This window comes from Streptomyces sp. NRRL F-5122 (assembly GCF_001507435.1).
GTDB lineage: Bacteria > Actinomycetota > Actinomycetes > Streptomycetales > Streptomycetaceae > Streptomyces > Streptomyces lannensis.
Genome location: NZ_LMWH01000245.1, coordinates 1 through 25,751 on the forward strand (window position 1 = coordinate 1; position 25,751 = coordinate 25,751).

Below are 25,751 nucleotides of genomic sequence, written 5' to 3' on the forward strand. Positions count from 1 at the left end.
GACGGATCAACGTCCCCAGATCATCACTCGACCCACGCGAATCCTTCATCAGCGTCGACAGGGTCTGCGCCCCCATATCGAACTTCATCTTGCCTCCCCGTTCCCGACCTGCCGGCGTGCGGCCTGCGCGCATCCATCTCTATCAACTCCGCGATTGCCCGTGCAATCAGAGCGGACGGGACTGCCACAAAGGTGTGACCAACCCGTCGCCGAGTCCGGGACATTCACCCCGAACCGCACGTGGGAGCGGCCCGGCAGGGGCAGTTGAGGCGGCCGAGGGCCGCCGTGGGGTGCGGACACGACGATCACCGTCGCGAACGGGTGTCCGGAGCGAAGCCGCGAAGCAGGTGCCCGGGGCACCGGACTCAGCGCATCGCCTGGGCCGTAGGGCCTTCCCGGCAGATCAGCAGCAGCGCCCGGTCGTCGTTCACGTCCTTGGCCACCGCCTCGATGAGGTGCCAGGCCGCACCGTGGAAGCCGCCGGCCACATAGCGGTCGGCCTCGCCCGTGAGGCGGTCCATGCCCTCGACGATGTCCCGGTCGGACGTCTCCACCAGACCGTCGGTGAACAGCATGAGGACGTCTCCGGGGCGCAGCGTGCCCTTCACGGGGTCGAACTGGGCGCCGTCGTAGACCCCGAGGAGCGGGCCTTCCGACGCCTTCTCCTCCCAGCGGCCGGTGCCCGCGCTGAGCTGGAGGCCCGGCGGGTGTCCGGCCGAGTACAGCTCGTAGTCGCCGGACTCCAGGTCGAGGACCAGGTGGATGGAGGTCGCGAAGCCCTCGTCCCAGTCCTGACGGAGGAGGTAGCCGTTGGCGGCGGGGAGGAAGGCGTGCGGGGGGAGCGATCCCAGCAGGCCGCCGAACGCCCCGGAGAGCAGCAGGGCGCGCGAGCCCGCGTCCATCCCCTTGCCCGAGACGTCCGTCAGGACGACCTCGAGGGTGCGGCCGCCGTTCGTTCGCGCCGCCACCACGAAGTCGCCGGAGAAGGACTGCCCGCCCGCCGGTCTGAGCGACATCTCCCGATGCCAGCCCGTGGGCAGCTTGGGCAGCTTGCTCTGCACCCGAATGCGTTCGCGCAGGTCGAAGAGCATGGTTCCACCGCGGCGCCACGGCACTCCGACCCGGCTGCGGAACTGCGCGATCAGCAGACCGAAGAATCCGCAGGCGGCGACCACGAGCACGATGCCGGGGGTGACGCGCGACGGCCCTTCCGTGTACGGGCCGAGCTTGACGGACTCGATGATCAGCGCGGTGGCGGCGGCGGCGTACAGGCCGAGCAGGCTGGAGGGCCGCAGCAGCAGGCCGCCCGCCACGATCGGCAGCACGAGCACGGCGGGCGAGCACCACACGGGGTCGATCAGGGTGGTCGCGGCTATCAGCGGGACCGTGAGCAGCAGACCGGCCAGCGCGACCCAGTCCGAGCCGTCCCCGCGGAAGTAGTCCACGGCGGATCTGCGCAGGCCGGTGCGGGCCCGGTGCCATTGCTTCTTCAACCGGGCCGCGAACGTCTCGGCTTCCGCGCGCCGCTCTCGTCCTGCTGCCATTGTTCGGGACCCTATCCATCCGACCAGCCGCTTGGCACGGGAGGTCCCACTTGTCCCCCGTCCGAGCGCTGAACTTCACAGGTTCCGGGCTTCGGCGGCCGGGGGAAATCCCCTCGCTCGCCCCGCATTGCCCTGGTAGGTATGACCCATGACGACCGAGCTGCGGGTGCTGCGGCAGACCGAGTGGGACGACTGGTACGGCAACCTCCTCCGGGCCTTCGGCGGCATGGAGGAATCAACCGAAGAGCGGGAACTCTGGAAAGAACTCACAGAATTCGATCGATCCATAGGCATATGGGACGAAGGTTCCTGTGTGGGCACGGCAGGCGCGTTCAGTTTCCGCCTCACCGTCCCCGGCGGTGCCTCGGTCCCCGCCGCCGGTGTGACGATGGTGAGCGTCGCGGGCACGCACCGCCGGCGCGGTGTGCTGACGTCGATGATGCGCAGGCAGCTGGACGACGTCCGCTCCTGGGGGGAGCCGCTCGCGGTGCTGACGGCGTCGGAGCCGGCGATCTACTCCCGGTTCGGATACGGCGCGGCCACCTTCCAGCTCGGCGCCGAGATCGACACGAGCCGTGTGGAGCTGGCCGTTCCGGACGGTACAGACGACGTTCGGGTGCGGTACGCGACACCTGCCGACGTACTCGACGCCTGCGAGGCCGTGTACGCGCGACTGGTCCCCGGCCGGCCCGGCATGCTGGCGCGGAGGCCGGGCTGGGAGCGGGTGGGGCTGCTCGACCCGGCGAGCGAGCGGAACGGCGCCTCCGCGCTGCAGTGCGTGATCGCCGAGCGCGGCGGCGAGATCACGGGTTATGCGAGGTTCCGCGCCAAGCCCGGCTGGGGGGTCGGCGGGCACGACGGCACGGTGACCGTGTCGGCACTCGCCGCGCTGGATCCGGCGACGGACGCCGCTCTGTGGCGCTTCCTGTTCGGCATCGACCTGATGACCACGCTGGCCGTGCACGGGCGGCCGGTCGACGAGGGGTGGCAGCATCTGGTGTCCGACATCCGGCGCTGCCGGCCCCGACTGCGGGACGCCCTGCATGTGCGCCTCGTCGACGCCGCGGCGGCGCTGGAGGTGCGGACCTACCAGACCCCGGTGGATGTGGTGTTCGAGGTCGAGGACGCCTTCTGCCCCTGGAACGAGGGGCGTTGGCGGCTCACGGGCGACGCGAAGGGCGCGGCGTGCGCGCGTACCGCGGATGCCGCCGATCTTGCGCTGTCCGTACGGGAGTTGGGGGCGGCGTACCTCGGGGGTGTGTCGCTCGCGTCGCTGGCTGCGGCCGGGCGGGTGCGCGAGCTGCGGCAGGGCGCGCTGGCGGAGGCGTCACTCGCGTTCGGTTCGGCCGTGGCGCCGTGGCTGCCGCACGGGTTCTAGTTCCCCGGGCCGTTCTGGCAGCCCGGGCACCAGAACAGATTACGGGCGGCGAGATCGGCGGTGCGGATCTCGCTGCCACAGATGTGGCAGCGTTGCGTCGCCCTGCGGTACACGTACACCTCGCCGCCGTGATCGTCGACGCGCGGCGGGCGGCCCATGGCCTCGGGGGTGTGTTCGGGGCGGACGGTGTCGATGCGGTTGTTCCGTACACCTTCGCGCATCAGGTCGACGAGGTCGGCCCAGATCGCGTCCCACTCCGCGGAGGTGACGTCCTTGCCGGCCCGGTAGGGGTCGATGCCGTGCCGGAAGAGCACCTCGGCGCGGTAGACGTTGCCGACGCCGGCGATGACCTTCTGGTCCATCAGCAGGGCCGCGAGGGACGTACGGCTGCGGGAGAGACGGCGGTACGCGGCGGCGGGGTCGGCGTCGTCGCGGAGCGGGTCGGGGCCGAGCCGGCGGTGTATGGCGGCCTTCTCGTCGTCGGTGATCAGCGCACAGGTGGTGGGGCCGACGAGGTCCACGTAAAAGGCCTCGTTCGTGAGGCGGAGACGGACCGTGTCACCGGGCGGGGGCGCGGGTGCGTCCCCGAACGCCACCTTCCCGAAGAGGCCCAGGTGGATGTGCACCCAGTCGCCGTCGCGGAAGCCGAGGAAGAGGTGCTTGCCGTGGGCATCGGCCGTCCGCAGCCCTGACCCGTCGAGTAGGGCGGCGGCGTCGGCGAACTTGCCCTGCGGGCTGCGAACACCGACCACACCGCCGGCGAACCGTGCGGCGTAGTCCTCGGCCAGCCGATGGATGGTGTGCCCTTCCGGCACGGTCGCCCTACCTCCGGTGGTCGTCACAGGGTCGCGGGAGCGATTGCGCCCCCTCCGGCGGTCACGGATCGGGTCCCGCCCCGCCGGTGAGGGCTCCGGGAGCCGGAGCCCCGGGCGGCGGGCTCAGCCCTGCGGGTGGTGCGGGGGGATCGGCGGGAGCTCGCCCTTGGTCTCGTACGCCGACAGCATCTCGATGCGCCGTGCATGGCGCTCCTCGCCCGTGAAGGGCGTGTTCAGGAAGGTCTCGACGAACGTGGTCGCATCCTCCTGCGAGTGCATGCGCGCACCGACGGCGACGACGTTCGCGTTGTTGTGCTGCCGGCCGAGCGTCGCGGTCTCCTCGCTCCATGCGAGGACCGCCCGTACGCCCTTCACCTTGTTCGCGGCGATCTGCTCACCGTTGCCGGAGCCGCCGATCACGATGCCGAGGGAGCCGGGGTCGGCGACCGTCCGCTCCGCCGCGCGAAGGCAGAACGGAGGGTAGTCGTCCTGGGCGTCGTAGATGTGGGGCCCGCAGTCGACGGGCTCATGGCCGGCCGCCTTGAGCCACTCGACGAGGTGGTTCTTCAGTTCGAAACCGGCATGGTCTGAGCCGAGGTACACGCGCATGGTCCGAGTGTGTCACGGCTGTCGCCGATCGGCTGCGCGGGGTACTTGCCCCGAAAAATGTGAGCCAGGCTATAGAACCTCAAGGAAACCTCAAGTAACAATCCGGATTCAAAGGTTTCTGAATTCCTTCGCCTCGGATTCACTGGACCGACTCGTACACCGCTCGGACGAGCATCCCTTCCGCTCGTTCGGGACGTACTACGTGTGTCCCCCACATTCCCCACACCCGGCTCAAAGGAAATCCCCTACATGACCTCGAAGCCGACCCCCACAGAGGCCGGACACGTCCCCGGCGGCCCCGGAGAACCCGGCGGCGGCCTCCAGGCCGGACTCAAGAACCGTCACCTGACGATGATCGCCATCGGCGGCGTCATCGGTGCCGGGCTGTTCGTCGGTTCCAGCGCGGGCATCGCCACCGCCGGTCCCGGCATCCTTCTCTCCTACGCCCTCGTCGGCACGCTCGTGGTGCTGGTGATGCGCATGCTGGGCGAGATGTCCGCCGCGAACCCCACTTCCGGCTCCTTCTCCGCACACGCGGACCGCGCACTCGGCCGCTGGGCCGGTTTCTCCATCGGCTGGCTGTACTGGTTCTTCTGGGTGGTCGTGCTCGCGGTGGAGGCGACAGCGGGGGCCAAGATCCTCGAGGGCTGGATACCGGCCGTGCCCCAGTGGGGCTGGGCCCTGATCGTCATGATCGTGCTGACCGCCACCAACCTTGTCTCCGTCGGCTCCTACGGCGAGTTCGAGTTCTGGTTCGCCGGGATCAAGGTCGTCGCCATCGGCGCCTTCATCGTCGTCGGCGCACTCGCCGTCTTCGGGGTGCTGCCCGGCGTCCACAGCGACAAGGCCGGCTTGGACAACCTCACCGGTCACGGCGGGTTCCTGCCGCACGGACCGGGCGCCATCCTCACCGGTGTGCTCCTGGTCGTCTTCTCCTTCATGGGCAGTGAGATCGCCACGCTGGCGGCCGGCGAGTCCGAGGACCCGCGGCGGGCGGTGACCAAGTCCACCAACAGCATCATCTGGCGTATCGCCGTCTTCTACCTGGGCTCGATCCTCGTGGTCGTCTCCCTGCTGCCGTGGGACGACGCATCGATCGCGGAGAAGGGCTCCTACGTCGCCGCCCTGGACTCCCTCGGCATCGCGCACGCCGGTCAGATCATGAACTTCATCGTGCTGACCTCGGTGCTGTCCTGCCTGAACTCCGGGCTCTACACGGCCTCCCGTATGGCCTTCTCGCTCGGCGTGCGGGGCGACGCGCCCAGGGCCTTCGCCCGGACCACCGGTCGTGGTGTGCCGATGACGGCGATCGTCGTCTCCGTGCTCTTCGGCTTCCTCGCCGTCTTCTTCAACTACAAGTACCCGGACTCGGTCTTCCTCTTCCTGGTCAACTCCAGCGGTGCGGTCGCCCTGTTCGTCTGGCTGGTGATCTGCTTCTCGCAGCTGCGGATGCGGAAGATCATCCAGCGCGAGGCGCCGGAGAAGCTGATCGTGAAGATGTGGCTGTACCCCTATCTGACCTGGGCCACGGCCGCACTGATCGTGTTCGTCCTCGGCTACATGCTGACCGACACCGAGCACGACGGACGTGAGACGGTCCTGCTGTCGCTGCTCGTCGCCGCCGTGGTGCTCGTCATCGCCGTGGTCAGGCAGAAGATGGGCTCCCGGACCGCCGGGGCCGCCCGGGACCCGGAGACGGAACGGGCCGAGGTCGGCGTCTGACCGCCGTCCGCACATGAGCACGGGCGAGGGCCCCGCGGTGACTCCGCGGGGCCCTCGCTCTGCCCGGCCGTCACGGCTCAGAGCGGTGTGAACCCCTCCTTGACCTCGTCGTAGACCCTGGTCGCGCGGTCCTCGACGTCCGGGTGGTACCAGGTGCTGACCTCGTACGACGTCCCGTGCTCGCGAAAGCCCAGCAGCCGTACGTGCCAGGGGCGGCCCTTGGCCATGACGGTGTACTCCCAGACGACCGCGGGCCCGCCCCGGAAGGTGCCCCGGTCCAGGCGGATCCGCCGGTAGCCGAGACCCTTCCTGCGCTCCTGTTCCGCCTGCTCCCACTGCTCCAGCAGATCGCCCCGGGCCGGGGTCGCGTTGGCCACCATCTCCTGGGAGCGGTCGGGAGACGAGTAGTGCACCTCCGCCCCGCTCTCCGCCACCCGCTGCCAGCCCGGCGGCGGGACCCAGGCGTACAGTCCCGCCTCCGTGCGGGCGCCCGACGGCAGGCTCGCCGGACGCGAGGTTCCCGCGACGGTGGGTGTGCCGCCCGTGCCGCTCCGGCCGCCGGAGGAGACGGACGGGTGGTCGGACCCGGCCGATGTGCCCTGCGTCCGGCCGTTCGATCCGGCCTCGGCGGCGATCACGGCCCCGGCCACCGCACCGGCCACCACGGCCCCCACGACGGCGGCCACCGCGGCCCGGCGCCGGCTGCGCCGAGGGGCGGAAGGGTGCGCGGGGCCCGGAAGCCCGGTGTCGGGCGAGGGACCGGGGGCGGTCCGGCCGCCGCCGGATCGCGCGGTGCCGGCCGACGCCGTGCTCAGCGGCAGCGTGAGAGCGCTGTGCGGGGACGCCGAGGAGACCGACGGCGGGTCTGCGCGGCCGAACGGCGGCGCGACCGGCCCGGCCGAGGCGCCCGGCCGGGGTTCGGCCCGGCGGGCCGCGGCCCCCGGCGCCGACGAGGTGCCTCCGAGGGCGCCCTGCGGACGGCTCCGGATGGCGGGACCGGCTCCGGCCGTGGGGACGCCGGAGGGCTCCGCCGGGGTGGGGTGCACCCGGGTCGGTGCCGTGGGCGGGACCGCGGGGACCGGTTCGGCGGAGGTCTCGGTGGAGGCGTTGCGGCTCGCTTCGCCCGGCTCCGCATCCGGGCCGCCGCACTCGGCCGCGCTCTTCGCGGGGGAATCCGAACGGACCGTGGCCGCCCGCCCGTTCGGCGCGCCTGCAGTCGCGGACCGGTCGGGCGCCGCCGGTGTACGCGGTACGGGCACGGAATCCTCGACGACGGGTTCCTCCGGCACGCCGTCCGCCGGAAAGGCCCCGTCATACGGACTCACGGCGCTCTCCTCGCCGCCCCACGGGCGCCGCGCCGCCCGGATCAGAGCCGGGTCGAGGTACGCAGGGGTGGCGCTCTCCCCGGCCTCCGGCGCGACCGCGGTCGTCGACGCGCCTCCGGGCTCCGGTGCTTGCGCCCCACCCGGCGCCGGCGCGACGCCCTCCCCTTCCCCTCCGTGCTCCTCGCCGCCGGCCCAGGTCCCGGGCCCTCCTCCCGCCCATGCACCGGTGGCGTCCCCGACGACCCGCCCCAGTTCCTCCGCGACCTCCTCGAGGCCCGGCCGCACCGCCGGCTCCTTGTCCAGGAGGACGGCCAGGATCCCTGTCAACCCCGCTGCGGAGGCGGGCAGTTGCGGTTCCTCGTACAGCACGGCGTGCAGTGTCGCCAGGGTCGTCGAGCGGGAGAACGGCGAGTGCCCGCCGAGGGCCGCGCAGAGCGTCGCGCCGAGGGACCACACGTCCGACGGCGGACCCTGCGGGCGGCCCGAGATCCGCTCCGGGGCCATGTAGTCCGGAGAGCCCACCAGCATCCCGACCATGGTGAGCGCCTTGGCGTCCTGGATCGCGGCGATGCCGAAGTCCGTGAGGACCACGCGCCGCCCCCGGCGTTCCACAAGCACGTTCCCCGGCTTGATGTCCCGGTGCAGGACGCCTCCCGCGTGCACCTGCCGTAGCGCCGCCACCAGTTCGAGACCGATCCGCGCCGTCTCGCGGACTGCGAGCGGTCCCTCCTCCACCAGGATTCGTTCCAGCGAGCGGCCGTCCACGAGTTCCATGACGATCCACAAGCGGTCGCTCTCGTCCACGACGTCGTAGATGCGTACGACGTTGGGGTGGTCGATCCGGGCGGTGGCCCTGGCCTCGCGCAGGGTGCGTTCGCGGCGGGTCCGGACGTCCTCCGTGTCGAGTCCGTCCATCCGTATTTCCTTGACGGCCACCTGACGGTCGAGCATTTCGTCGGCGGCACGCCACACGCGCCCCATTCCCCCCTGACCTATGCTCTCGACCAGGCGATATCGGCCCGTCACCAATAAACCAGGAATACCGCCGCTCGCATTTCCCGGCAATCCCCTGCACCCCCTCAACACCCGCCTCAGCGGAAACACAATGGTCACACTTCGGGCCGTACCAGCATAGTGCGGAGAAATCTTGTGGTACCTCTTCAAGTACTGCGGAATCAGGCGCAGCCAAGGGGGACGAACATGGGTTCTCGGTACACGACTGCCATCACGGGATCGCTGGTCACTGCATCTTTTTCGGCGGTTCTGATCTTTGCGTGCGCCGCCACGGCGGATGACCAGGGAGGGATGAGCAGCAAAGGGGGAAAGGCCGTCGACAAGGCTCCGGCGGGGGTGGAGTTGACCACACTGCTGCCCGAGAAGATCTCGGTCGACAACGGATCGCACAAAACGGCGATTACCGCTGTGGTGAAGAACGGGGGAACCAAGGAAAGCGGAAAGATCCGGCTTTTGGTCGCCGGATTCGACGGCCTCGCGGTCACCAACGTCAAGGGCTGTTCGGAAATCGCCGAAAAGGATCTCCCGCGCGGTTCGAACAGTGCCTTCAGCTGTGCCGTCGACAATCTGGCGGCGGGCTCCTCGAAGACCTACGCCGTCGACGCCACCTTCGACACGGGCAAGACGGGCAGGATCTGCCTGCCGGTCCAGACGAGCGACGGGAAGAAGACGTACTGGCAGCAGGGTCCGGTCCCGTTCGGCGCGTCGAAGCCGACGCCGAACGCCCCGGCGACCCCGCTGCTGCTCGGCACCGACAACACACCGGTGGGTCCGGGCGGTGATGAGTTGCCCAGGACCGGTACGGACGAGCGGGTCCTTCCGCTCGGCGCGGCCGGCGCGACGCTGATCGCCGCGGGTGGGGCGGGCCTGTGGGTCACACGCCGCAGGCCACGGCCCAAGCGGTGAGGGAACGGCCGGGGGGAGAGGTGTTGGCGAAACCCTACAGGCGCCGCCGGAATCGGCCCCGTGATGCCGACGGCCCCACCTCAGTGACCCGTATCACGCCGCGTCAGCCAGGGCCGCCTTCAGGGCGTCACCGACGAGGAAGGGGGTGAGCCCGGCGGCGATCGCCGCGTTCGCGGACATGCCGGTGGCCAGGGCCAGGTACGGGACGCCGACCGCGTATATGAGCGCCTCACCCAGCAGCATCGCGGCCGCCGTGCGCAGCACCGAGCGGTCGGCGCCGCGGCGGGCGAGGGCACCCACGACGGTGGAGGCGAGCAGCATGCCGAGGATGTAGCCGAAGGACGGGGCGGCGGCACCCGAGGCACCACCGGCGAACCACGGGACACCGGCGACACCGGCGAGCGCGTACAGGGCGAGCGACAGGAAACCGCGGCGCGCTCCGAGGGCCGTGCCGACCAGCAGCGCGGCGAAGGTCTGGCCGGTCACCGGCACCGGGGAGCCCGGCACGGGCACCGCGATCTGCGCGGCGAGACCGGTGAGCACGGCGCCGCCGGCCACGAGGGCGATGTCACGGACGCGGGACGCGGGCAGCAGGTCGGCGAGGACCTCGCCGGGGCGTGTGATGGCGGTGGCGGTGCTCATGAGGACTCACTCCGGCGCTGAGGACGGTTCGGGACACGGTGACGCTATCCCAGGGGCCATGAGCCGATCACCGTCACCGCTCGACAAAGCGAGGATCCGGGGCTTGGTGGGCTGTCGACAAAAGCTGCGAGTTACACCTGACGCGGCGTGATACGGGTCACTGAGGTGGGGCCGTCGGCATCACGGGGCCGATTCCGGCGGCGCCTGTAGGGTTTCGCCAACACCTCTCCCCCCGGCGTCCACCCGCCGCCCGACCAGGGGAACGCCTCGCACCGCGTCCGGCCGCTGCGTGACGGGGCCCTCACGGTCCGTGCGACGCATGTCCGGATGGTGGGCGGCCTGCCCATGTGAGCGGCGAACCCACCCAGACTGTGGGGCGTTTTTGCCCCCCACAGCACCGAACGAGCCGCTCCATGCCCCGCACCACGTCCGAGCCGTCAGCCCCCTCCCCCAGCCCGGCCTCGCCCGAGCGGGTGGATCTCCCGGAGCAGGGGGGATCCCCTGACGTCCCCCTCTCCCACGGCCTCAAGCAGCGCCATCTGTCGATGATCGCCCTCGGCGGTGTCATCGGCGCCGGCCTGTTCGTCGGCTCCGGCGCCGGCATCGCCGCCGCCGGTCCCTCGATCGTCCTCGCCTACACGGTCTCCGGTCTCCTCGTGATGCTGGTGATGCGGATGCTCGGCGAGATGTCGGCCGCCCACCCCTCGTCGGGTTCCTTCTCCGCGCATGCCGAGCGCGCGATCGGGCCGTGGGCGGGCTTCACCGCCGGCTGGTCGTTCTGGGTGCTGCTGTGCACGGCCGTCGGGTTGGAGGGCATCGGCGCCGCGAAGATCGTCACCGGCTGGCTCCCCGGCACGCCCGAGTGGGCCTGGGTGGCGCTCTTCATGGTCGTCTTCTGCGGGACGAACCTGGCCGCGGTGAAGAACTTCGGGGAGTTCGAGTTCTGGTTCGCGGCGCTCAAGGTCGGCGCCATCAGCCTGTTCCTGCTGCTCGGCGTGCTGGCGATCGCGGGCGTCCTGCCCGGCACGGACTCCCCCGGCGCCTCGAACCTCACCCATTTCCTGCCGCACGGCGGCGAGGGCCTCGTCATCGGCCTGCTCGCGTCGGTCTTCGCGTACGGCGGTCTGGAGACCGTGACCATCGCGGCGGCCGAGTCGGAGGATCCGGTCAAGGGAGTGGCGAGCGCGGTCCGTACGGCGATGTGGCGCATCGCGGTCTTCTACATCGGCTCGATGGCGGTCATCGTCACCCTGGTCCCGTGGGACTCGAAGGAGGTCGTCGAGAAGGGCCCCTACGTCGCGGCACTCGACCGCCTCGGCATCCCCGGCGCGGGCCCGCTGATGAACGTCGTGGTGCTGGTGGCGCTGCTGAGCGCGATGAACGCCAACGTCTACGGCGCCTCACGCATCGCGTACTCGCTGGTGCAGCGCGGTCAGGGACCCCGGGCGCTGGCCCGTGTCCCCGGCGGGGTCCCGCGTGTCGCCGTGCTCGTTTCCTGCGTGTTCGGGTTCGCCTGCGTGGTGCTCAGCTACTGGCGCCCGAACGACGTCTTCCCGTGGCTGCTGAACATGATCGGCGCGGTCATCCTGGTCGTCTGGTTCTTCGTCGCGATCTCGCAGCTGCGTCTGCGCCGCCGGCTGGAGCGCGAGACGCCCGAGAAGCTGGTGGTGCGGATGTGGGCGTTCCCGGCGCTGACCTGGGTGGCACTGGCCGGTATGGCGGGGATCTTCGTCCTCATGGCACGGCAGCCGGACACCCGTGTGCAGCTGTACTCGACCGGCGCGATGACGCTGATCCTGGCGGCCGTGGGCTACACCTGGCAGCGGGTCCGCACACCCCGTTAGCCGCTTTTGCCGCTGCCCGCCGAGGGGCGCGAGGTCGGCGAGCGGCCCGGGAGCGGACCGCAACGCCGACGGGCTCCCGCGGCCGAGGGCCGGCGGGAGCCCGTGGAAGGGTTCAGGTCAGAGGTTGCTGAAGTCCGGGCCCTTGGTCCGGGTGCGCTTGATCTCGTAGAAGCCCGGCACGGAAGCGACCGCCAGGGTGCCGTCCCACAGCTTCGCGGCGTCCTCGCCCTTGGGAGCGGGGGTGACCACCGGTCCGAAGAAGGCGATCTGCTCGCCGTCGGAGCCCGGCACCGCTATCACCGGCGTGCCCACTTCCTGGCCGACCTTCTCGATGCCCTCCTTGTGCGAGGAGCGCAGCTCGGCGTCGAACTCGAAGTCCTCCTGCTCCGCGTAGTCGATCAGGTCCGCGGGCAGGCCCACGTCCGCGAGCGCACCGGCGATCGCCTCGAGCGTCGGGCCCTCGCCCTGGTTGTGGATACGCGTGCCGAGCGCCGTGTACAGCGGGCCGAGGACGTCGTCGCCGTGCTTCTGCCAGGCCGCGGTGACCACGCGCACCGGCTTCCACGCCTTGGTCGCGAGCATCTCCCGGTACTCGTCGGGCAGCTGGTCCAGCTTGTCCTCGTTGAGGACGGCGAGGCTCATGATGTGCCAGCGGACCTCGATGTCCCGCACCTTCTCCACTTCCAGGACCCAGCGGGAGGTCATCCAGGCCCAGGGGCACAGCGGGTCGAACCAGAAGTCGACGGGGGTCTTGCCGGAAGCGGTCACGGTCTCGGACATGACTCTCCTAGGGAAGCGGTTGTTCATCGTGCAACATCCGAGGTCGCACCGGGCATTCCCGCGTTTCTCACGAGGTGGTGCGCCCCTCTGCCCGGCGTCAGGTGCACATGGGAGGATCGGTCCTGTTCGCCCCACCCAGCCGATCCTGAGGGAGTGCCGCCCGTGCCCGGTGAGAACCTGTCCCGCGACGAGGCCCGCGAGCGGGCCGCCCTGCTGTCCGTCGACGGGTACGACGTGTCGCTCGACCTCCGCTCCGCCGTGGGCGAGGCACCCGGCGACGCGGACGCCGGACCGCGCACGTTCCGCTCCGTCACCACGATCCGTTTCCGCTGCGCCGAGCCGGGCGCCGCGAGCTTCGCCGACCTGATCGCCCCGAGCGTCACCGCGGTCTCGCTGAACGGCAAGGACCTCGATCCGGGCGAGGTCTTCGACGGCACCCGCATCCAGCTGGAGGACCTGGCCGCCGAGAACGAGCTGGTCGTCGACGCGCAGTGCGCCTACTCCCGCACCGGCGAGGGCATGCACCGCTTCGTCGATCCGGAGGACGGCGAGGTGTATCTGTACACCCAGTACGAGCCCGCCGACGCGCGCCGCGTCTTCGCCGACTTCGAGCAGCCCGACCTCAAGGCGCCCTTCCGCTTCGAGGTGCGCGCCCCCGAGGGCTGGACGGTGTGGAGCAACGGGGCGGGCGAACCGCACGACGGGGTCTGGCGGTTCGCCGAGACGAAGCCGATCTCGACGTACATCACCACGGTGCTGGCGGGTCCGTACCACTACGTCACGGACACCTACTCCCGCACCTTCGAGGACGGAACGACGCTGGAGATCCCGCTCGGCGCGATGTGCCGCAGGGGCCTGGCGAAGCACTTCGACGCGGACGACGTCTTCCTGGTCACCAAGCAGGGCCTGGACTTCTTCCACGACCACTTCGACTACCCGTACCCGTTCGGGAAGTACGACCAGGCCTTCGTGCCCGAGTACAACCTCGGCGCGATGGAGAACCCCGGCCTGGTCACCTTCCGCGAGGAGTACATCTTCCGCGGAAAGGTCACGCAGGCGTCGTACGAGCGCCGTGCCAATGTGATCCTGCACGAGATGGCGCACATGTGGTTCGGCGACCTGGTGACCATGGCGTGGTGGGACGACCTGTGGCTGAAGGAGTCGTTCGCCGACTTCATGGGCTCGTTCTCGCTGGTGGAGGCGACCCGCTTCACCGACGGCTGGATCACGTTCGCCAACAACCGCAAGGCGTGGGCGTACCGTGCCGACCAGCTGCCGTCCACGCACCCCGTCACCGCGGACATCCGCGACCTGGAGGACGCGAAGCTCAACTTCGACGGCATCACCTACGCCAAGGGCGCCTCGGTGCTGAAGCAGCTGGTGGCGTACGTGGGCCGGGACGCCTTCCTGGAGGGCGCCCGGCGCTACTTCAAGCGGAACGCCTATGGCAACACGCGCCTCGGCGACCTGCTGTCGGTCCTCGAGGAGACGAGCGGCCGGGACATGGCGGCGTGGTCGCGGTCCTGGCTGCAGACCGCGGGGGTCAACTCGCTGACCCCGCAGGTGCTGCTCGCAGCGGACGGCCGGATCGCGGAGCTGAGTGTGCTCCAGGAGGCCGCCGAGTCGCATCCCACGCTGCGGCCGCACCGGGTTGCGGTGGGCCTGTACCGCAGCGAGGGGGGCGCACTCGTCCGGTACGCGCGCGCCGAACTGGACGTCCACGGTCCGCGCACGGTGGTCGACGAACTGTCGGGGGTGGAGGCGCCGGACCTGGTCCTGGTCAACGACGACGACCTCACGTACTGCAAGATCCGCTTCGACGACACGTCCCTCGCGACCCTGAAGGACCGGCTCGGCGAGATCACCGACCCGCTCGCCCGCGCCCTGTGCTGGTCCGCGCTGTGGAACCTGACCCGCGACGCACTGCTGCCGGCGCGGGACTTCATCGCACTGGTGCTCCGGTTCGCCGGTCGCGAGTCCGACATCGGCGTTCTGCAGATGCTGCACGCCTGGGCGGACTCGGCGCTGACCCACTACGCCGCGCCCGGGTGGCGGGAGACCGGCGGGCGGCTGCTCGCGGAGGGTGCGCAACGCGAGCTCCGGCAGGCGGAGCCGGGCAGCCAGCACCAGTTGACGTGGGCGCGGTTCTTCGCGGCGGTGGCGTCCGACGAGGGCGATCTGCAACAGCTGCGGGGCCTGCTGGAGGGCACTGAGAAGATCGACGGTCTGGACGTGGACCAGGAGCTGCGCTGGGCGTTCCTGGAGCCGCTCGCCGCGCACGGAGCCGCGGACGAGTCGGTGCTCGCCGCGGAACTGACGCGCGACGACACGGCATCCGGCAAGCGCCACCAGGTCCGCTGCCTGGCAGCGCGCCCCTCGGCCGCGGTCAAGGCGCAGGCCTGGGCCCAGGTCGTGGAGTCGGACGCCCTGTCGAACGCGCTGGTCGAGGCGACCATCGCGGGATTCGTGCAGCCGTCGCAGCGGGAACTGCTCGCGCCGTACGCCGAGAAGTACTTCGCGGCCATCGACCGTGTCTGGGCCGAGCGTTCCATCCAGATCGGGATGGACGTGGTGAGGGGCCTGTTCCCCTCGCTCCAGGACTTCCCCGGGACGCTGGACGCCACCGACGCCTGGCTCACCACCCGTGAGGACGCGCCGCCGGCGCTGCGCAGGCTGGTGCTCGAGGCACGCGACGACCTGGCACGCACCCTGCGCGGCCAGGTGTGCGACGCGCAGGCGACCCGCTAGACAACCTCGGGCCACGGGTTCCTTCGGGGGACGAGTTCCCGCCGAAGGAACCCGGTCGGTGGATACGCAGGGACGACAGTTACGAAATACGAGAATCTGAACCCGTAACCCGCCCCTTCCCCCACTCGGACCAGCCTCTTTCGGCAGTCGAACGTGCGTACTTTAGAGCCGTGTTGTCCGTATTTGCCGACAGCCGTGTAACAGCGGTTAGGAGACGGACCGGGCGCGGGAACTCCGGGGTCATGACCTACAACACCCCGCTCTCCCCCCGCCCCCTCCGTCACCTGACGGAGGTTCAGCGCCGGGTGCTGACCACGGCACAACTGCGCGCCCACGGTGTGACCGCCGCCGAGACCACCGGGCACTGCCGGCCCGGCGGCCCCTGGCAGCAGTTCCTGCCGGGCGTGTACCTGCTGCACCCCGGCCCGCCGACCTCGGAGGAGCGCCTGCACGCGGTGCTCCTCTACGCGTCGCGCTCGTCGCTCGAGGACCCGGCGCCCGGGGTCCCGCCCCAGCCCGGCTCCGCCGGCGCACACCCCTCGGTGCGCCAGACGGACGCGATGATCACGGGCTTGGCCGCCCTGGCGCTCTACGGCTTCGGCTGCACGCCCCCGCTGACGTCGCTGGAGAAGATCGACCTCCTGGTCCCCCGTATGCGGCGGCTGCGCAGCTCCGGCTGCGCCCGGGTGGTGCGCACAGCGGCGCTGCCGGCCGCCCGGCTGGTGACCGGACTGCCCGTGGCGCCGGTGCCACGCGCCGTGGCCGACGCGGTGGCGCAGTTGCCGGACGCGGCCGCCGTACGCCGGTTACTGGCCGAGGCGGTGCACGCCGGCCACTGCGAACCGACCGCGATCGTGCGGGAGTTGAACCAGGCGAAACTACTGAGCCGCCCGCACGTGGTGGACGCCGTGGAATCCCTCCTGGCGGAGGGCCGGGCGAGGGCAGAGGACCGCCTGTACCGCATGGTGCGTGAGTACGGGCTCCCGGACCCGGTGTGGAACGTGGACCTGAGGCTCCCGGGCGGCCCCTACCTCGGCGGCCTGGACGCGTACTGGCCCGAGCAGGCGGTGGCCCTGGAACTCGACGCCCGAACCCCGCGCCAGGACGTCGGCCAGGAGAACGACACCGTGTGGTCGGAGTACACCCGCAAGCGCGAACACCTGGAGCGGCTCGGCATCACGGTCGTCCACATCACGCCGAAGAAGCTGCGCGAGGGGCTGGAGCAGCAGGCGACCGTGGTCCGCACGGCCCTGATGGCGTCGGCCGACCGGGAGCCGGCTGCCCATGTCGTGGTGCTGCCCCGTTAGGCGTCACCCGCCGGTCGGGGGGAGAGGAGGGGCCGCCGAGACGTCGGCCGCCCCTCCTCCACGGCCGGCGCGCACCGTCCGGCCCCACGCCCCGGGACCCACGACGGCCGACGCCGTCCCGGTCAGAGCGGTTCAGGCAGGGGCGGCTCGGGCAGCGACGGCCTGATCGGCTCCGTATGAACCCGGTCGAGGAGCGCGCCGTACGACGCGATCATGCGTGTACGGCTGAAGCGCTCGCGACTGCGGGCGAGGACGGGCTCGAGGCCGGGCCGGGCGGCGACCGCGTCGCTCCAGGCCCGCGCGATCGCGACGGGGTCCGGCGGGGTGACAAAACCGTGCCCGGCCACGATCGCCGCGCTGTCGCCCACATCGGTGGACACCGGGACGGCACCGCACATCATGCCCTCGATCAGGCACAGCGGGGCCGCCTCGCCCCAGGCCGAGGTGAGCGCCACCACGTCGGCGGCCGCGTAGAGGCTCTCCATGTCGCGCCGCACCCCGAGCCGGTGCAGCCGCTCGGTGAGCCGCAGGTCGTCCCCGAACGCGATGCCGATGTCGGCGCACAGCCCGGGCTGGTCCTCGCTCATGCCGGCGCCGCACATCAGCACGTGCCCGTCGGGCTCGTGCCGCAGCCACTCCCGGGCGGCGCGCAGGAACAGCGGGACGTTCTTCATCGCGTCGTACCGGGCCGCGAACACGACGACCGGCGCCGTGTCCGGGATGCCGAGCGCGGCACGCAGCTGGACCCGGCGGGCCGGGTCGGGCCGGAAGCGGAGCAGATCGACGCCGTTGGGGATGACGTGCAGCAGTTCGGGCGGGACACCGGCGGCCTCGTAGGCGGACCGGGTCGACTCGGCGCAGCAGACGCAGGCCGCCACGGTTCCGTCGGCGATGGCCGCCTTCAGTTCGCCGAGCGCCGCGCCCTGGTTCTCCGGATCCGAGCGGTGCAGCCCGACCACCACCGGCCGGCGCGGCAGGCCCGCCTGGTTGAGCAGACCGAGCGGCTGCTCCTTGAGCGACAGGATGACATCGGCGCCCGCCATCGCCCTCGCCGTCGTCGCCAGCTCCGGACCGGTGAACCGGGTGGGATCGGACGCGAGGGCGCCGGGCAGACCGAACGTGCGGCCGAGAGTGCCGACCTCCACGCCGGCCGCGGTCAGCGACCGGTAGGAGGCGTCGTCCTCCATCCGCTGCCGGGTGGCCTCACGGAGCACTTCCCCGTGGACACTCAGCACACGGTGATGCTGACCGCCTTCCTGCAGACCCAGGACGACATCGGTGTGGAGGATCCGGGCGCCACCGGAGAAGAAGCCCTCGTAGACCGAGAGCACGCGCAGACCGTGCCTCGTCAGCACACGACCACCCGCCTTGCACAACTATCGAACCATCCCCGTGAACAGCGGGTTGTCCGATATGAGGCGGCATAGATGTTTCAGACAAATGAACGGCGCGTCTCATGTCCGGGTCGGATCGATTTACACCGGAATCCCGGGGGCCGGGGAATGCGCTGGTCCCGCCGGTATTCCCGGTGTGACCGTGATCGGGGTCGGCGGCGCGCGGCCCCGCCGACCGCTCGACGGGCGCCGGTGCCCTGCCGTGGGGCAGGCGGAGCCGGTCCCGACCCGGGAGGACCGGCCCCGGGGTGCCTCAGCCTTCGCAGAACTCCGCCTCGAGCACCGCGTCGCCGTCCCCCGACCAGTCGCCGTTGACGTTGAAGGCGAGGGAGTGGCGGCCGTCCTCCGTGGTGACCGCCGAGGACGACGAGCCCTGGATGCCTCCGTCGTGGCCCCAGACATGCACTCCGCAGCTCAGTTCCCGTTCGATCAGTCCGAGCCCGTAGCCCGCGTCCGGGATGCCCTCGGCCTTGATCGTCGTCTTCATCTCCTTCAGCTGCCGGGGCGGCAGCAGCCCGCCCCTGAGCAGGGCCGAGTAGAAGCGGATCAGATCGGCGGAGTCGGAGACCATCTCGCCCGCCGAGGAGGCGAGGGAGGGGTTGAGCGTGGTGACGTCGTACGTCGGGCCGGTCGCCGTCTCGGCCGGCTTGCCGTAGGCACGGCTGCTCGGCCGCGGGACCGTGGCCCTCGTGCCGGGGAGCGACGTGGCGCGCAGACCCAGGGGTTCGACGATGCGGGTGCGGATCTCGCGCGCGTAGGCGTGGCCCGTGACCCTCTCGATCACCATCCCGGCCAGCACGTAGTTGGTGTTCGAGTAGTTCCAGCCGGCTCCCGGGGCGAAGTCCGGCTCGTGGGAGGTCGCGATGCGCACCAGAGCTTCCGGCCGCAGCGTGTCGTAGCGGTGCCGCAGGAAGCCGTCCTTGAGGAAGTACGTACGGCCGAAGGTGTCGTCGGCCGTGTAGTTGTAGATGCCGCTCGTACGGTTCAGAAGCTGCCGGACCGTGATCCGGCGCCCGTCGTGGCCGTGGCCGTGGACCAGGCCGGGCAGCCACTTCTCCACGGTGTCGTCGAGCGACAGCCGCCCCTCGGCCTCCAGTTGGAGGAGCACCGTCGACACGAACGTCTTGGTGATGCTGCCGACGCGACTAGCGGTCCCGCGCCGAACGCTGCGCCCCCGTGCGCAGGTCGCCTACCCCCGAGACCGCGCTCCACGTGCCGTGTACGTCCCTGGCCGTGGCGGTCGCGCCCGGGACCCCGTCCTTGACGGCCGCGTCGATCGCCTGCCGGGTCGCGGTGTGGTCCAGCGCTCCCGGAGCGGCGATGGCCGGCGTGGTGAGAGCCAACGCCGTCACGGCCGCCGTCGCCCCGGCTCCCAGCAGTCCCCTGCGTACGGACATGTCATCCCCCTCGTCACCGATGAGCACCGGTCGGCGGGAGGGACCGCGCCCGGGGCGGCGGGGTTGCCCGTGGTGCGCGAGTTGAGCGGGTTTCAGCCCTTCTTCAGCACGAGCTCCGTGTTGCGGTCCACCGCGTTGCCGGCCAGGGTCATGTTGGCTCCGGGGGCGTTGTAGGCCAGCTCACGGTAGAGGGCGGCCAGACCCGTCTGGCTGAGGTCCGCGAAATCCGTGCGGTGCGGGGCGGCGGACTCGATGAGCGTCGTGAAGATCGAGAGTGTGCCGTCCTTGTTGTCCACCAGCTCGATGACGCGGGCGAGTTGGGGGTGGTCCACGTGCGAGGCGGTCGAGATCTCCCAGAAGGAGTTGCCGTCGGACCCGGAGTGCGGCGTGATCACGTTCTTGTGGATATGGCCGTTGACCCAGGCCAGGACGTTGGGGTGCCGGCCCAGCAGGGCCACGACCTCCGCACCGCTGTGCCGCCCCTCGTACGGGCGGGCCGGGTCGGGGTGGGTGTTGTCCATCGACTGGCTGGTGTGGTGGCTGAAGACGACGGCGTGTGCGTCCTTGTTGTCCTGGAGCGTCTTGTCCAGCCACTTCAACTGGGCGGTGCCGATGGAGCCTTCGTAGTGACCGCCCGCGTCCGTGGTGTCGAGGCTGATTCCGATGACGTCGTCGGCGATGCGGAAGGAGTAGTACTGCGTGCCGGCGTCCACGTTCGCCGACGAGTACCCGTGCCCCACCGGACCGCGACCCGTGTACTGGGGGTCGAGATGGGTCTTGAGGTACTCGGCGGGGGTGTAGGGGGCCCGCTTCTCGTCCGGGGTGACCGAGCGCAGGTCGCGCGTGTGCGCCTTGAGCAGATCGCGGAACTGCAGGCCCATGGGGTCCGTGGCGTTCTTGATCGCGTCCTGGAGCTTCTTCGCCTCGTCGGCGGACAGGCTCATCAGCTTGCTTCCGCCGATCGCGTACTCGGCGAGGTAGGGGTCGCCGTGCGCGTAGCAGCCGAGCGGCAGAGCGTCGTGGTTGCCGACCGTGGAGTACCAGGGCAGGTTCAGGCCGGGGCTGCGCACCTCGCGGATCGCGGCGTCCAGGAACCCCTGGATCTGCGGGAATCCGAGCTGCTTGTCGGCGTCACGCACGGTCGATTCGGGCTGCCAGTACAGCGCGAGCCCGCTGTTCTGCACACCCTCGTAGTGGCGGGGGTCGCCCGAGTTGGGGGTGATCCGGCCGCCGCTCATGATCTTCATGAACCACTCGAGCTCGGACTTCGCGTTGTTGTCCGTGTTGTCGCCCGTGGTCATCACGAAGTGCAGCGGCGTTCCGGTGACGGGTGCCCCGCGCAGCGAGTTGACGCGCTCGACCAGCGAGACGGCACCGGGCACGGTCAGCGCCTCGTGGGGCCGCCAGGCGTGCCGGTCGTTGGAGCGCAGGAACTCCAGGCGCAGCGGGTGCTGGCTGTCCATCAGGTGCAGATCGGTGAACTGCACGAACGCGGCGAGCGCGGTGCGCCGCTCGGCGCGGCCCGACCGGGGTGCCGCCAGCTCGCCGCGCACGACGCGGCTCCAGCCGGGACCGTCACCGAGGCGGCGGTACCCCGAAGAGGTGCGGGGCGCCGCGACACCGGCGAGTGTGGTGCCCGCCGTGTAGGGGGCGAGGGCCGCGGACACCGCCTGCCGGGAGACGGCGGCGGGGGTTTCGCCGGCGGCGGGGTGGGCCGAAGCGCCGGAGGCGCGGCGAGCCGAGGCTCCGGCGGCGAGGCTGTCCTCGGGGCGCAGCGCGAGCCCGAGGCCCGCCGTGAGGGACACCGCCCCGGCGGCGGCAAGCAGGTTGCGACGATTCAGAGCAGCCGCTGTGGCGACAGAGCGTATGCGCGACATGGCGCGTCTCCCCGAGTGCGAACGCGTCGGCAGTGGTCGCGGGTCGGTCGCAGTCGCGAACTTCCCGCTCACTCTGGATCGTTCGCACCGGGGATGACCTGGACGTTAACGAGGCGGCAACGCACAGCGCCGATCGCCGTACGTGGATCTTGGACCGACCGGCGCGTCGGCGACACCTCTCCGACCGGCCGGAAGACCGTCACTCAGCGTTCATCTTCCGGGGTATCCGAAGCTATTCCCCGGGGAATGCGGACCGGCCCGCGGCGGGGCGCTGCCGCCACAGCGCGAGCCCGGCGTCGACGAGCCCGATGCGTCGCAGCCCGGACACGGCGGTGAGGTCGTGCCAGGCGGCCATGTCCGTGGAGCCTCCGACCTCGTGGCGCAGCTCGCCCGCGATGACACGGCCCTCGTAGACGAGGCGTACGCCGTGATGGTCGACGGTGCGGCCGAAGCGGCCCCTGAGGCTGCGGCGGATCGAGTCCACCCCGAGCAGCCCGACGAGCTCGACGCGGTAGCCGGTCTCCTCCTCCACTTCGCGCAGGGCCGTGTCGTAGGGGTCCTCGCCGTGCTCCATGCCACCGCCGGGCAGGGTCCACTCGGATGTGCCGTCGGCTCCGGTCATGCGGGCCAGCAGCAGGCGGTCGTCACGCACACAGACGGCGTAGGCCGCCACCCTCAAGTTCTTGCGCACTCGGGGACGTTAACGCGCCGCGCCGGAATCGGCAGGCGGGTATTCGGCCGGGGACCGCGCGCCACCACGGCAGCCACCGTCCCTTCTGCGGCCCGCCCCGGAACGGCGCCGTCCGGCCTCCCGCGGCCACCCGCGGTCGCATGGAGCCGTCCGTCACCATGTGCTCACACACAGCGGCAGAACCCGCGCACTACACGCGTAACAGGGACAGCCGGCTCACAGGAATGTCATGGCCTGCACCGCTAAGTCCCCGATGGCGTATGGCGGAATCACGCCATGACTCCATCCCGTCTCGGTCAACTCTCCACAAACATCCATCCCTTGGGTAAACCAGAGCGATCGTCCGGACCCGAAATCCGGACGTCCGCGGTCAGGACTTGATCACCTTCGGGCTCCGGCCGCGCCGTTCTCGTTCCTTTACCTACAAGGGATGCTGATGACCACCGAGCCTCACCGCGCCCCGATATCGGGCGCGAGACGCGTGGCCCGCATAGCCGTCGCCACGGGTCTCGTGGCCGCGCTCTCGGCGGCCGGGCCGATACCCCTGGCCTTCTCCGCCGACCATCCGCCCGCCTCCACCGACCCGGCCGCCAAGTCCGCCGGCGCGAAGCTCGGCTCGGACGACGCGGACCTTCTCGCCGAGGCGAAGGCCGACGGCGCCAAGAACGTCACGATGATGATCGCGACCGCGCCCGGGCAGACCGAGCAGGTCACCGAGAAGCTGGACGCGGTGAGCGGCGCCTCCGTGGGCCGCACGTACGACAAGCTCGGCTACGTCCGCGCCACCGTGCCGACGGGCCGGGCCGACTCGGCCATCGCCACCGCCGAGAAGCTGTCCTCCGTGCACGCCATCGACCTGCGGCAGGAGATCGCGCTCGACGACCCGACGCCGAGCGCGGACATGGCCAAGGGGGCGGCCGGCAGGGGCACGGGCGCGGCCGGCCACTCCGGTCCCGACCGGCACACCCCCGCCAAGAACCCCTACAACCCGTCGTTCGAGACCGGTGCCGTCGACTTCGTCCAGGACCACCCGAAGGCGGACGGCCGGGGCATCACCATCGGCATCCTCGACTCGGGCGTGGACCTCGGGCATCCGGCGCTGCAGAAGACCACCACCGGCGAGCGGAAGATCGTCGACTGGGTCACCGCGACCGACCCGATCGTCGACAACGACGCGACCTGGCGTCCGATGGTCGCCGCGGTCTCCGGGCCCACCTTCACCTACAACGGCCAGACCTGGACGGCGCCGTCGGGCTCGTACGGGATCAGCACCTTCAAGGAGTCGTACACCACCGGCGGCGACGCGGCGGGCGACGCGAACCGCGACGGCGACACCACCGACTCCTGGGGTGTCCTCTACGACGCCGCTGCCGGCACGGTCCGCGTCGACCTGAACAACAACGGCGACTTCACCGACGACCAGCCGATGAAGCCGTACAGGGACGGCTACCAGATCGGCTACTTCGGCACCGACGACCCGAAGACCGACGTCGTCGAGCGCCAGCCGTTCGTCGTGCAGATCCGCAAGGACGTGCCGATGGACCCCTACGGCGGGACGTGGGTCGGCAAGAAGGCCGACTTCGTCAACATCGGCGTCATCCAGTCCGAGCACGGCACGCACGTCGCGGGCATCACCGCGGCGAACGGCCTGTTCGGCGGCAAGATGAACGGCGCGGCCCCGGGCGCGAAGATCGTCTCCTCCCGCGCCTGCACCTGGACCGGTGGCTGCACCAACGTCGCGCTCACCGAGGGCATGATGGACCTCGTCGTCAACCGCGGCGTCGACATCGTCAACATGTCGATCGGCGGCCTCCCGGCGCTGAACGACGGCAACAACGCGCGCGCCCTGCTGTACACCCGGCTCATCGACACCTACGGCGTCCAGCTGGTGATCTCCGCAGGCAACGAGGGCCCCGGCGCCAACACCATCGGCGACCCCGGCCTCGCGGACAAGGTGATCTCGGTCGGCGCGGCCATCTCCAAGGAGACCTGGGCCGCCGACTACGGCTCGCGGGTGGAGAAGGACTACGCGCTGATGCCCTTCTCCTCGCGTGGTCCGCGTGAGGACGGCGGCTTCACGCCGACACTCGTCGCGCCCGGTGCCGCGATCAACAGCACCCAGACGTGGCTGCCGGGCGCCCCGGTCCCCGAGGCGGGTTACTCTCTGCCGGCCGGCTACTCGATGCTCCAGGGCACCTCGATGGCGTCCCCGCAGGCCGCGGGCGCCTCGGCGCTGCTGCTGTCGGCCGCCAAGCAGAGGGGTATCGACCTGACGCCCGCGAAGCTGCGCACGGCCCTCACCTCGACCGCCCACCACATCAAGGGTGTGCAGGCCTACGAGGAGGGCGCGGGCCGTATCGACATCGAGGACGCCTGGGACGCAGTCGAGGACGACGCCACCGCCCACGGCTACACGGTCAAGGCCCCGGTCGACACCGCGATCGACTTCGCCCTGAAGACCCCGGGCTTCGGCACCGGCCTGTACGACCGCGAGGGCGGACTCAAGGCCGGCGAGCGGAAGACGTACGAGATCACCGTCACCCGTACGTCCGGCCCGGACCGCGCGGTGCGCCACGAGCTGCACTTCGCCAACAACTACGACGACACCTTCAGGGTCATCGGCTCCGACGAGGTGAGCCTGCCGCTCGGCCGGCCGGTGACCGTCAAGGTCCAGGCCTCGCCGCGGTCGGCCGGCATCAAGAGCGCGATCCTGGAGGTCGACGACCCGAGGACCGGGGGGCTCGACGAGCAGATCCTGACGACGGTCGTGGTGTCGACCCCGGTCAAGTACACGTACTCGGCCTCGGGTTCGGTGCAGCGCAACAGCACCCGCTCGTACTTCCTGAGCGTGCCGGAGGGCGCGAAGTCGCTCGAGGTCGCGATCGGCGGGCTGAAGGACAAGAGCCAGACCCGGTTCATCGCGATCCACCCGTACGGTGTTCCGGTCGACGACACGTCCACCCCGGTCTGCTACAACAACTACCTCGACGGCAACGGCTGCAAGCCCGACGTCCGCTCGTACGCCGACCCGCAGGCCGGTGTCTGGGAGATCGAGGTCGAGTCGCGCCGTACGTCGCCGCTGCTCGACAACCCCTACAAGCTGGACGTCACCGTGCTCGGCGCGGCCTTCGACCCGGAGACCGTGACCGTGCCCGAGGCCAAGGTCGGCACCCCGGCCGCCGTCTCCTGGAAGGTGACCAACAAGTACGCGGCCCTCTCCGGTGGTCTCAAGGGCGGCCCGCTCGGCTCCTCGAAGTCGGAGCGGCCGACCATCAAGGGCGGCGAGACGCAGACCGGCACGGTCGAGGTGCCCGCGGGCGCCACATCGCTGGACGTCGCCATCGGCAACGTCTCCGACACCGCCGCCGACCTGGACCTGACGGTCTACGACGCGAGCGGCAACCAGGTCGCGCAGTCCGCGGACGGCGACTCCGAGGAATCGGTGCACATCCCCTCGCCGGCCGCCGGCACGTACACCGTCGAGATCGTGGGCTTCTCGGTCCCGTCCGGCTCGACGGCGTACGACTACCGTGATGTGTTCTTCTCCCCCGCTCTCGGCCAGGTGACGGTCGACGAGTCCGCCCCGGTCAAGCTCGGCACGGGTGGCTCCGCGACGGTGTCCGGCACGGTCACGGCGACCGCGGCGGCTCCCGAGGGCCGGGAGTTCTTCGGCCAGGTCCGTCTCGTCAACGCGCGCGGGACCACCGCGGGGCTGGGCAGCGTGAAGATCGAGAAGGTCACTCCGTAGCGATCGCGGC

General features: G+C 70.9%; 16 protein-coding genes and 1 pseudogene. 7 read left to right on the forward strand and 10 right to left on the reverse strand.

Features of this window, described 5'->3' with window-relative positions; translation table 11 throughout:
- Positions 1–365 precede the first annotated feature (365 nt).
- Positions 366–1,544 (reverse strand): PP2C family protein-serine/threonine phosphatase, encoded by a 1,179-nt coding sequence (locus ADL25_RS29430; RefSeq protein WP_059130899.1) that lies wholly within the window; start codon positions 1,542–1,544, stop codon positions 366–368.
- A 148-nt stretch (positions 1,545–1,692) separates the two neighbouring features.
- On the opposite strand from ADL25_RS29430, the gene ADL25_RS29435 reads away from it, so the two are divergent.
- Complete coding sequence (locus ADL25_RS29435) at positions 1,693–2,922, forward strand: GNAT family N-acetyltransferase (RefSeq protein WP_059130900.1); 1,230 nt, start codon at positions 1,693–1,695, stop codon at positions 2,920–2,922.
- Here the strand turns inward: ADL25_RS29435 and ADL25_RS29440 are convergent.
- Both ADL25_RS29440 and ADL25_RS29445 read right to left on the reverse strand, forming a co-directional pair.
- Positions 2,919–3,737, reverse strand: a complete 819-nt coding sequence (locus tag ADL25_RS29440) for an Fpg/Nei family DNA glycosylase (RefSeq protein ID WP_059130901.1) — start codon at positions 3,735–3,737, stop codon at positions 2,919–2,921. The two genes, ADL25_RS29435 and ADL25_RS29440, sit on opposite strands and share 4 nt — an antisense overlap.
- Before the next feature lie 123 nt (positions 3,738–3,860).
- Entirely contained in the window at positions 3,861–4,346 is a 486-nt protein-coding gene (locus ADL25_RS29445) for a ribose-5-phosphate isomerase (protein WP_059130902.1), read from the reverse strand.
- A gap of 249 nt (positions 4,347–4,595) precedes the next feature.
- Here ADL25_RS29445 and ADL25_RS29450 point away from each other — a divergent pair, with 249 nt between their 5' ends.
- Complete coding sequence (locus ADL25_RS29450) at positions 4,596–6,068, forward strand: amino acid permease (RefSeq protein ID WP_059130903.1); 1,473 nt, start codon at positions 4,596–4,598, stop codon at positions 6,066–6,068.
- Between the two features lie 77 nt (positions 6,069–6,145).
- On the opposite strand, the gene ADL25_RS29455 is transcribed toward ADL25_RS29450, so the two are convergent.
- A complete protein-coding gene (locus ADL25_RS29455) occupies positions 6,146–8,374 on the reverse strand; it encodes a serine/threonine-protein kinase (protein WP_234381079.1) in 2,229 nt (742 codons plus the stop codon).
- A 219-nt stretch (positions 8,375–8,593) separates the two neighbouring features.
- Here ADL25_RS29455 and ADL25_RS29460 point away from each other — a divergent pair, with 219 nt between their 5' ends.
- The gene (locus ADL25_RS29460; protein ID WP_059130905.1) at positions 8,594–9,313 is read left to right on the forward strand and encodes an LPXTG cell wall anchor domain-containing protein; all 720 of its coding nucleotides are present in this window, start codon (positions 8,594–8,596) and stop codon (positions 9,311–9,313) included.
- 93 nt (positions 9,314–9,406) lie between these two features.
- Here the strand turns inward: ADL25_RS29460 and ADL25_RS29465 are convergent, their stop codons facing one another.
- Entirely contained in the window at positions 9,407–9,955 is a 549-nt protein-coding gene (locus ADL25_RS29465; protein WP_059130906.1) for a biotin transporter BioY, read from the reverse strand.
- A gap of 413 nt (positions 9,956–10,368) precedes the next feature.
- On the opposite strand from ADL25_RS29465, the gene ADL25_RS29470 reads away from it, so the two are divergent.
- Positions 10,369–11,799 (forward strand): amino acid permease, encoded by a 1,431-nt coding sequence (locus ADL25_RS29470; protein WP_234381080.1) that lies wholly within the window; start codon positions 10,369–10,371, stop codon positions 11,797–11,799.
- Positions 11,800–11,916: 117 nt separating this feature from the next.
- Here the strand turns inward: ADL25_RS29470 and ADL25_RS29475 are convergent, their stop codons facing one another.
- Complete coding sequence (locus ADL25_RS29475) at positions 11,917–12,579, reverse strand: DsbA family protein (RefSeq protein WP_059130907.1); 663 nt, start codon at positions 12,577–12,579, stop codon at positions 11,917–11,919.
- A gap of 162 nt (positions 12,580–12,741) precedes the next feature.
- Here ADL25_RS29475 and pepN point away from each other — a divergent pair, with 162 nt between their 5' ends.
- Positions 12,742–15,327 carry an aminopeptidase N gene (pepN, locus tag ADL25_RS29480; protein WP_059130908.1) on the forward strand — a complete coding sequence of 862 codons (2,586 nt, stop codon included), beginning with the start codon at positions 12,742–12,744 and terminating at the stop codon, positions 15,325–15,327.
- Positions 15,328–15,569: 242 nt separating this feature from the next.
- Positions 15,570–16,634 carry a hypothetical protein gene (locus tag ADL25_RS29485; protein WP_059130909.1) on the forward strand — a complete coding sequence of 355 codons (1,065 nt, stop codon included), beginning with the start codon at positions 15,570–15,572 and terminating at the stop codon, positions 16,632–16,634.
- Between the two features lie 122 nt (positions 16,635–16,756).
- Here the strand turns inward: ADL25_RS29485 and ADL25_RS29490 are convergent, their stop codons facing one another.
- From ADL25_RS29490 to ADL25_RS29505, 4 genes and pseudogenes are all read right to left on the reverse strand, one after another.
- Positions 16,757–17,965 carry a glycosyltransferase gene (locus ADL25_RS29490; RefSeq protein WP_059130961.1) on the reverse strand — a complete coding sequence of 403 codons (1,209 nt, stop codon included), beginning with the start codon at positions 17,963–17,965 and terminating at the stop codon, positions 16,757–16,759.
- 316 nt (positions 17,966–18,281) lie between these two features.
- Positions 18,282–19,425 (reverse strand): annotated as a pseudogene (locus ADL25_RS29495) (serine hydrolase domain-containing protein).
- Between the two features lie 92 nt (positions 19,426–19,517).
- Complete coding sequence (locus ADL25_RS29500) at positions 19,518–21,302, reverse strand: TIGR03767 family metallophosphoesterase (RefSeq protein ID WP_059130910.1); 1,785 nt, start codon at positions 21,300–21,302, stop codon at positions 19,518–19,520.
- A 232-nt stretch (positions 21,303–21,534) separates the two neighbouring features.
- Positions 21,535–21,993 carry an NUDIX hydrolase gene (locus tag ADL25_RS29505; protein WP_079050645.1) on the reverse strand — a complete coding sequence of 153 codons (459 nt, stop codon included), beginning with the start codon at positions 21,991–21,993 and terminating at the stop codon, positions 21,535–21,537.
- A gap of 436 nt (positions 21,994–22,429) precedes the next feature.
- Here ADL25_RS29505 and ADL25_RS29510 point away from each other — a divergent pair, with 436 nt between their 5' ends.
- The gene (locus tag ADL25_RS29510) at positions 22,430–25,741 is read left to right on the forward strand and encodes a S8 family serine peptidase (RefSeq protein WP_059130912.1); all 3,312 of its coding nucleotides are present in this window, start codon (positions 22,430–22,432) and stop codon (positions 25,739–25,741) included.
- The last annotated feature ends 10 nt before the right edge of the window (positions 25,742–25,751 follow it).

Bases quoted from the DNA above. Each gene is read 5' to 3' on its own strand.
- ADL25_RS29430 (WP_059130899.1), bottom strand. From the start codon at position 1,544: ATGGCAGCAGGACGAGAGCGGCGCGCGGAAGCCGAGACGTTCGCGGCC.
- ADL25_RS29435 (WP_059130900.1), top strand. From the start codon at position 1,693: ATGACGACCGAGCTGCGGGTGCTGCGGCAGACCGAGTGGGACGACTGG.
- ADL25_RS29445 (WP_059130902.1), bottom strand. From the start codon at position 4,346: ATGCGCGTGTACCTCGGCTCAGACCATGCCGGTTTCGAACTGAAGAAC.
- ADL25_RS29450 (WP_059130903.1), top strand. From the start codon at position 4,596: ATGACCTCGAAGCCGACCCCCACAGAGGCCGGACACGTCCCCGGCGGC.
- ADL25_RS29455 (WP_234381079.1), bottom strand. From the start codon at position 8,374: ATGGGGCGCGTGTGGCGTGCCGCCGACGAAATGCTCGACCGTCAGGTG.
- ADL25_RS29460 (WP_059130905.1), top strand. From the start codon at position 8,594: ATGGGTTCTCGGTACACGACTGCCATCACGGGATCGCTGGTCACTGCA.
- ADL25_RS29465 (WP_059130906.1), bottom strand. From the start codon at position 9,955: ATGAGCACCGCCACCGCCATCACACGCCCCGGCGAGGTCCTCGCCGAC.
- ADL25_RS29470 (WP_234381080.1), top strand. From the start codon at position 10,369: ATGCCCCGCACCACGTCCGAGCCGTCAGCCCCCTCCCCCAGCCCGGCC.
- ADL25_RS29475 (WP_059130907.1), bottom strand. From the start codon at position 12,579: ATGTCCGAGACCGTGACCGCTTCCGGCAAGACCCCCGTCGACTTCTGG.
- ADL25_RS29485 (WP_059130909.1), top strand. From the start codon at position 15,570: ATGACCTACAACACCCCGCTCTCCCCCCGCCCCCTCCGTCACCTGACG.
- ADL25_RS29500 (WP_059130910.1), bottom strand. From the start codon at position 21,302: ATGTCGCGCATACGCTCTGTCGCCACAGCGGCTGCTCTGAATCGTCGC.
- ADL25_RS29510 (WP_059130912.1), top strand. From the start codon at position 22,430: ATGACCACCGAGCCTCACCGCGCCCCGATATCGGGCGCGAGACGCGTG.